2 protein-coding genes and 1 pseudogene are annotated in these 2,941 nt (G+C 76.4%); 1 reads left to right on the forward strand and 2 read right to left on the reverse strand.

The genetic code is table 11. From position 1 onward, the window contains the following. Together IH54_RS47520 and IH54_RS48005 are read right to left on the reverse strand one after the other, a co-directional pair. Window positions 1-577, reverse strand: a 577-nt coding sequence (locus IH54_RS47520; RefSeq protein ID WP_324607858.1) for a ketoacyl-synthetase C-terminal extension domain-containing protein, incomplete at its 3' end; no start/stop codon positions are given. A 12-nt stretch (window positions 578-589) separates the two neighbouring features. After that, a pseudogene (locus IH54_RS48005) lies at window positions 590-1,829 on the reverse strand (beta-ketoacyl synthase N-terminal-like domain-containing protein); the annotation flags it as partial. On the opposite strand from IH54_RS48005, the gene IH54_RS48010 reads away from it, so the two are divergent. Then, a complete protein-coding gene (locus IH54_RS48010) occupies window positions 1,797-2,798 on the forward strand; it encodes a hypothetical protein (RefSeq protein ID WP_324607859.1) in 1,002 nt (333 codons plus the stop codon). The pseudogene IH54_RS48005 and the gene IH54_RS48010 overlap by 33 nt on opposite strands. The last annotated feature ends 143 nt before the right edge of the window (window positions 2,799-2,941 follow it).

The raw sequence follows: 2,941 nt of genomic DNA on the forward strand, positions 1-2,941 counted from the left end.
TGTGGAGTTCGGCTCCCATGCCGGTGCGCTGGCTGCCCTGTCCGGAGAACAGCCACACCGTCCGCCCCGCCGCGACCGCCCCGCCCGGCGCCGTCACCACGAGCCCCGCGTGCGGGGACCCGGAGGCCAGCGCCCCCAGCGCGGCGGCGAAGTCCGTACGGTCCCGCCCGAGGAGCACGGCCCGCTGCTCGAAGGCGGCCCGCGTGGTGGCGAGCGACCGCCCCACGTCCGCCACCGAGGCCCCCGCGCCGGAAGCCGGCCACCCGCCGAGCGCGGTCGCCTGGTCCCGCAGCGCCTGCGGGTCGCGGGCCGACAGCACCCACGGCACGAGTTCACCGGCGTCGTGCGGCACCGGCGCGAACTCCGTTTCCGCGGGCGCCTGTTCGAGGACGAGGTGGGCGTTGGTCCCCGAGGCGCCGAAGGACGAGACGCCGACGCGCCGCGGGCGCCCGGTCTCCGGCCAGTCGACCGCGTCCGTGAGCAGCTCCACCGCGCCGCTGCTCCAGTCGATGTGCGGGCTGGGCGCGTCGATGTGCAGGCTCGCGGGCAGTCGTCCGTGCTGCATCGCCATGATCATCTTGATGACGCCCGCGATGCCCGCGGCGGCCTGCGTGTGACCGATGTTGGACTTGACCGAGCCGAGCAGCAGCGGCCGGTCTTCCGGCCGGTCCTGCCCGTACGTCGCGAGGATCGCCTGCGCCTCGATCGGGTCGCCGAGCTTCGTCCCGGTGCCGTGCGCCTCGACGGCGTCGACGTCGGCGGCGGTCAGACCCGCGGTGGCCAGGGCCTGGGCGATGACGCGCTGCTGGGAGGGGCCGTTGGGGGCGGTCAGGCCGTTGCTCGCGCCGTCCTGGTTGATCGCCGAGCCGCGGATGACGGCGTGCACCCGGTGGCCGTTGCGCCGGGCGTCCGAGAGCCGCTCCAGGACGACGAGCCCGGCCCCGTCGCTGAGGCCCGTGCCGTCCGCCGCCGCGGCGAAGGGCTTGCAGCGGCCGTCCGGGGCGAGCCCGCCCTGCCGGGAGAAGCCGGTGAAGGCGTCCGGGGTGGACATGACCGTCACGCCGCCCGCGAGGGCGAGATCGCACTCGCCCTGCCGCAGCGCCTGCGCGGCCAGGTGCATCGAGACCAGCGAGGACGAGCACGCGGTGTCGACGGTGACAGCCGGTCCCTGCAGCCCGAGCGTGTACGCGACCCGGCCGGAGATCATGCTGCCGATGCCCGAGAGCATCGTGTAGCCGTCCAGCCGCGGGTCGCCGGGCGCCAGGCCCGCCGCGTAGTCGTGGTAGATGACGCCCGTGTAGACGCCGGTGAGGCTGTCCTTGAGCGTGTGCGGGTTGATGCGGGCGCGTTCCAGGGCCTCCCACGCGGTCTCCAGGACGATCCGCTGCTGCGGGTCCATGGCCAGGGCCTCGCGCGGGTTGATCCCGAAGAAGGCGGCGTCGAACCCGTCCGCGTAGCACGCTGCCGCCCGCCTCGACCAGTTCCCACAGCTTCTCCGGCGAGGTCAGGCCGCCGGGGAAGCGGCACGCCATCGCCACCACCACGATCGGGTCGTCGTCCGCGCCCTGGCCGGGCCGGAAGCGGCGCACGTGGGCGGGCGAGCCGTCCGGGTCGCCGGTCAGCAGGGCGCGCAGACGGGCGGCGAGTGCCTGCGGGGTGGGGTGGTCGAAGACCAGGGTCGCAGGCAGCCGCAGGCCGGTCACGGCGGCGACCCGATCGCGCAGTTTGACCGCGGTGAGGGAGTCGACGCCCAGCTCCTTGAACGCCGCCTCCGGCCGCACCGCCGCCTCCGACGCGTGCCCCAGCACCACGGCCGCCGCCTGCCGCACCAGCCCGAGCAGTTCCTCCTGCTGCCCGGCCGCGTCCAGCCCGGCCAGCCGCGCACCCAGCGCCCCGTCCGCGGGCTGCCGCGCCGCGGCCCGGCGCCGCGCGGGGCGTACGGGCTGCTCCGGGCGTACGTGCTGCTCCGGGCGTACGGGCGCGGACGGGCCCGCGTCGGCATCCGCGTCCTCCGCCGCCGGGCGCAGCGCGACCGCGTCGACCGTGAGGACGGGGGCGCCGTCCGGGTCCGCGAGGACGAGGCCCACCGTGCGGCCCCCGGCGGCGTCCTGGCCGCCGGTCAGGACGCGGACCCGGGCGGCGGTGGCGCCGGTGGCGTGCAGGGTGACGCCGCTCCAGGCGAAGGGCAGCAGGACCTCCCCGGCGTGGGGACCGTCGAGGGCGAGGGGGTGCAGGGCGGCGTCGAGCAGGGCGGGGTGGATGCCGAAGCCGTCCTCCGCGGCCTCCCCGGCGGGCTCCGGCAGCTCCACGTCGGCGAGCAGGTCGCCGCCGTACCGCCACACCGACCGCACCCGGCGGGGAATCTCGCCGTGTGCGGCCTCCGCGGACGCGTGGAGCGCGGCGAGGTCCACCGGCTCGGCCCCGGCGGGCGGCCAGGCTGCCGCGCCCGTCAGCGGGTCGTCCTGGTCCTGGCCCGGATTCCGGTCCTGGTCCTGGCCCGGGTCTGCGTCGGCCGGTCCGGGCGGGGCCAGCGTGCCCGTGGCGTGCGCCGTCCACGGGTCGTCCGCCGCGTCCCCGGCGGGCTGCGAGGCGATACGGAAGGTCCGGTGGCCTTCGGGGTCGGGGGTGTCGAGGGTGATCTGGAGGCGGAGGGTGCCGGTGGTGGGGAGTACGAGGGGGGTGTGGAGGGCGAGTTCGTCGATGCGAGGCCGGTGGCCGCCGTCAGGTGCGGGTGCGCGACCGCTCGCAGGCCCGCCGCGCCGACGTCGCCCGCCGCGGGGGTGCTGCGCGGCCAGTAGTGGTGGTGTTGGAAGGGGTAGGTGGGGAGGTCGGTGGTGGTGTGGGTGGTGGTTTGGGTGGTGGTGGGTGTGGTGGTGGTTTGGGTGTAGGTGGGGGTGAGTCCGGTGGTGTGGGCGTGGGCGAGTTGGGTGGTGAGGTGGTG

This window comes from Streptomyces sp. NRRL F-5123, assembly GCF_000721495.1.
Classification (GTDB): Bacteria; Actinomycetota; Actinomycetes; order Streptomycetales; family Streptomycetaceae; genus Actinacidiphila.